At 35.5% G+C, this 3957-nt stretch carries 4 protein-coding genes and 2 rRNA genes; 2 read left to right on the top strand and 4 right to left on the bottom strand.

Translation table 11 applies throughout. The features are described from left to right. Positions 1–162: 162 nt before the first annotated feature. Together pdxT and pdxS are read right to left on the bottom strand one after the other, a co-directional pair. Entirely contained in the window at positions 163–723 is a 561-nt protein-coding gene (gene pdxT / locus BHX94_RS12540) for a pyridoxal 5'-phosphate synthase glutaminase subunit PdxT (RefSeq protein ID WP_111747113.1), read from the bottom strand. Between the two features lies 1 nt (position 724). After that, on the bottom strand, positions 725–1612 hold the full coding sequence (pdxS, locus tag BHX94_RS12545; protein WP_015912392.1) for a pyridoxal 5'-phosphate synthase lyase subunit PdxS: 888 nt from the start codon (positions 1610–1612) through the stop codon (positions 725–727). Positions 1613–1719: 107 nt separating this feature from the next. Here pdxS and pdxR point away from each other — a divergent pair, with 107 nt between their 5' ends. Then, complete coding sequence (gene pdxR / locus BHX94_RS12550) at positions 1720–3057, top strand: MocR-like pyridoxine biosynthesis transcription factor PdxR (protein ID WP_111747115.1); 1338 nt, start codon at positions 1720–1722, stop codon at positions 3055–3057. Between the two features lie 3 nt (positions 3058–3060). Next, positions 3061–3459, top strand: a complete 399-nt coding sequence (locus tag BHX94_RS12555) for a nuclease-related domain-containing protein (protein WP_111747117.1) — start codon at positions 3061–3063, stop codon at positions 3457–3459. 54 nt (positions 3460–3513) lie between these two features. Here the strand turns inward: BHX94_RS12555 and rrf are convergent. Together rrf and BHX94_RS12565 are read right to left on the bottom strand one after the other, a co-directional pair. Then, positions 3514–3628 (bottom strand): 5S ribosomal RNA (gene rrf / locus BHX94_RS12560). 208 nt (positions 3629–3836) lie between these two features. Beyond that, positions 3837–3957 (bottom strand): 23S ribosomal RNA (locus BHX94_RS12565); the annotation flags it as partial.

Raw genomic sequence — 3957 nt, forward strand, 5'->3', positions numbered from 1 at the left:
ATATTAATATCTTCAGACTTACTTCTCTTAATCAAGTAAAACACCACCGTTCAATGATATATCTATATTTTATCAAAAAAAGACTGTAAACTTCATCTCCGAAGGAGACTTTGTCTACAGTCTGAAGCCTGCATTTTTCAAATGCAGGCTTTTACAGAAATATTATTTCATTACCATTTCTTCTATAAAGTATTTCATTATCTTATAATCTTCTGTAAGCTCCGGGTGAAAAGATATACCAAGATATTTCCCTTGTTTAACAGCTACCATCTTATCTTCTACTGTACTTAATACTTCAACTTCCGGACCAACTGACACAATATGTGGCGCACGGATAAAGACTGCATTGACTTGTTCTTCAATACCTTTAACGTCTAGATCAGCTTCAAAGCTATCGACTTGTCGTCCAAATGAATTACGTTCAACAGTGATATCCATCTTCTTTAGATGACCTTCATCATATCCAACGATATCATTTGCAAGTAAGATTAATCCTGCGCATGTGCCATACATCGGCAAGTCACTTTGTTGTAACGTTTCAGTAAAGCCATAGAGATCCATCAGACGACGCATCGTTGTTGATTCTCCACCTGGTAATACTAATCCATCGATATCTTCTAGTTGTTCTACACGCTTTACAGGTACCCCTGTATGACCTGCTAGCTCAATATGATGCATATGCTCTCTTACAGCACCTTGCAGTGCTAATACACCAATCTTCATCTTACCAGCCACGTTCCTGCATTCTTTCTTCTAAAGAAAGTTTATTAATATCTAAACCTTTCATCGCTGCACCTAACTCTTTAGAAAGTTCACCGATTAATTTATAGTCTTGATAATGCGTTGTCGCTTGAACGATTGCTTTCGCAAATTTCTCAGGTGATTCTGATTTGAAGATACCAGAACCTACGAATACACCGTCAGCTCCTAATTCCATCATTAATGCTGCGTCCGCTGGTGTAGCAACACCACCTGCAGCAAAGTTTACAACTGGTAACTTACCTAAAGCTTTAATCTCTTTTAATACTTCATAAGGGGCACCTAAAAGTTTAGCTTCCGTCATAATTTCATCATCATTCATGACAGTTAGTTTACGTACTTGTGCATTTACTTTACGTAAGTGACGCACAGCTTCAACGATATTTCCTGTGCCAGGCTCACCTTTCGTACGTAACATTGCTGCACCTTCACCGATACGACGTGCTGCTTCTCCTAAATCACGACATCCACAAACGAAAGGTACTGTAAATTCATCTTTCTTTAAGTGGAACTCTTCATCTGCTGGAGTTAATACTTCTGACTCATCGATATAGTCCACACCCATAGCTTCTAATACACGTGCTTCAGTAATATGACCGATACGACCTTTTGCCATAACAGGAATAGATACTGCATTCATTACTTCTTCAACGATACGTGGGTCAGCCATACGTGCTACGCCACCTGCTGCACGAATGTCACTAGGCACACGTTCTAATGCCATTACAGCTACTGCACCAGCAGCTTCAGCAATTTTTGCTTGTTCAGCGTTGACAACATCCATAATAACGCCTCCTTTTTGCATTTCTGCCATACCACGTTTAACTTTATCTGATCCTACAATTTTACTCATCATTACACCTCTAAATAGTCTGAATTTTAGTTTACATAAACTAATGTATCGTAATATTTGGTATTATAAAAGTACCAGTTTTTAATAATATTAAGGGGTCAGTTTATATGGAGATGCTCACATATCGTTTTGAAGATAATGAATTTTTATATACACAGCTTTATCGATTTATTAAAGAAGATATATTATGTGGAAAACTTCAGTTTAATGAAAAGTTACCCTCTAAAAGAAAGCTAAGCAGTCATTTAAACTTAAGTTTAACTACTGTAGAAATTGCATATCATCAGCTTTTAGATGAAGGCTATATATATTCAAAACCTAAAGTTGGATTTTTTGTAGAAGATATTCAGACGATTCATACGATACCACGGGAGATGGTAGAATTGGAGGAGAATATAGATTCTAGTAATAAGATCTCATTTAAAATTGAAGACAGTCATATTAAGTCTTTTCCATTCCAGAAGTTTCGAAAATATGCGCGTGATGCATTTGAAGAAGAACAATTTGAATTACTTGAACGAGGTGATGTACAAGGAGAGTTATCGTTAAGAAACGAAATTCGAAGATATTTATATCATTCTCGCGGGGTCAATTGTAATAATGAACAAATTATCGTTGGCAGCTCTACTGAACAACTTTTTACTTTATTGACTAGAATTCTAGGAGAGCGAAAGTATTACATTGAGAATCCAGGATATCCTTTGATCAAGAAAGTCTTGAAGTATGAGGAACGTGATTATATTAATGTAAATGTTGATGAAGATGGTATTATCGCAAGTGATTTAGGGCATAGTGCGAGCGTCGTTCATGTCACGCCCAGTCACCAATTTCCAACAGGCGTTGTGCTAAGCGCGAAGCGCCGCATCGAGTTATTAAAATGGGCAGATAATGGTGAGAGATTTATTATTGAGGATGATTATGATAGTGAATTCCGATATAGAGGAAGACCTTTGAAAGCTTTACAAGGTATGAGTGCAAATGACAAAGTTATTTATATGAGCACGTTTTCAAAGTCGATTTTTCCTAGTATTCGTGTGGCTTATATGGTTTTACCGAAGTTGTTATTGAAGAAATATTTTACTCTAGAAAATAAACCTAACAATACTGTTCCTAAACATATACAGTTTATGATTACATCATTTTTAAGAGATGGTGAGTTTGAGCGCAATATTAATCGTATGCGTAAAATATACAAGAAGAAATTAGAACTTACATTGGATTTGATTGATGAACATTTTAATAATTTCGAGATATATGGAAATGATGCTGGTATGCATTTTGTATTTGAAACTAAAGAGAAATTAAATACACGTGATATTGAAATAAATACAATTCAAGATTATTATGAGGGACAGAATACAAGTTATAATAACCAATATATTATTGGATTTGGAAGTTTTGAGGATGATAAAATAGAAACAATTATTAAGCGGTTATTGCAATAATTTATGGAGGCTCAAATGCTACTCAAACGACATCTTCGAAACTTTTATTATCAATATTTATGTAAAATAAATGGACGAGTTATTCTGGAAGACCTGGATTATCAAAACTTAAGGAATTATTTAAAGGGATTTGAAGGAGAATATGCATTTTTTGAGTATATAATAGATTTTGAGCAATTAGTACGCATATGGGATTTAACGCTAGATATGTTTGGCACAGCTCAATATGATTTTTTATTTATTGCAAATGATACGGTTATACATATTGATATTAAAAATTATTCAGGATTATATCGTTTTGATAACGGTAACTTTATTAGTAAACAAGGTTATGTACATCTTTTTTATTATGGAGGATGGACTCAGTGGGCGAATTATGGCGCAATTCGCCCACTTATATAACCTATCATTAAATATATAAAGAAAAAAGAGACCCCGAAGGATCTCTTATGCATTGCCCGGCAACGTCCTACTCTCGCGGATCGTAAGACCAACTACCATCGGCGCTAGAGAGCTTAACTTCTGTGTTCGGTATGGGAACAGGTGTGACCTCTCTGCCATCGTCACCAGACAAAGTATATTAAAGGTATTGTACCTTCAAAACTAGATAAACTTAAGAAGAAATATGATGTACCAAACATCACCGTGCAAAAAATCTATATCCAGCTTCAGCTTCGCTGTCTTTCATCATTTTCTAAACTTCCATTCCAGCTGCGCTGTCAGTCAGTTTATCAAAAATGAATCAAGCCATAACGCTCGCTTACGCTTTTAACATAAAATTGATTAAGTCTTCGATCGATTAGTATTCGTCAGCTCCATACATTACTGTACTTCCACCTCGAACCTATTAACCTCATCATCTTTGAGGGATCTTATAACCGAAGTTGGGAAATCTCATCT

The organism is Macrococcoides bohemicum (genome assembly GCF_003259675.1).
In the GTDB taxonomy this organism is placed as follows: Bacteria; Bacillota; Bacilli; order Staphylococcales; family Staphylococcaceae; genus Macrococcoides; species Macrococcoides bohemicum.

Coding starts and splice junctions, on each gene's coding strand:
- pdxS (WP_015912392.1), bottom strand. CDS start 1,612: ATGAGTAAAATTGTAGGATCAGATAAAGTTAAACGTGGTATGGCAGAA.
- BHX94_RS12555 (WP_111747117.1), top strand. CDS start 3,061: ATGGAGGCTCAAATGCTACTCAAACGACATCTTCGAAACTTTTATTAT.
- pdxT (WP_111747113.1), bottom strand. CDS start 723: ATGAAGATTGGTGTATTAGCACTGCAAGGTGCTGTAAGAGAGCATATG.
- pdxR (WP_111747115.1), top strand. CDS start 1,720: ATGGAGATGCTCACATATCGTTTTGAAGATAATGAATTTTTATATACA.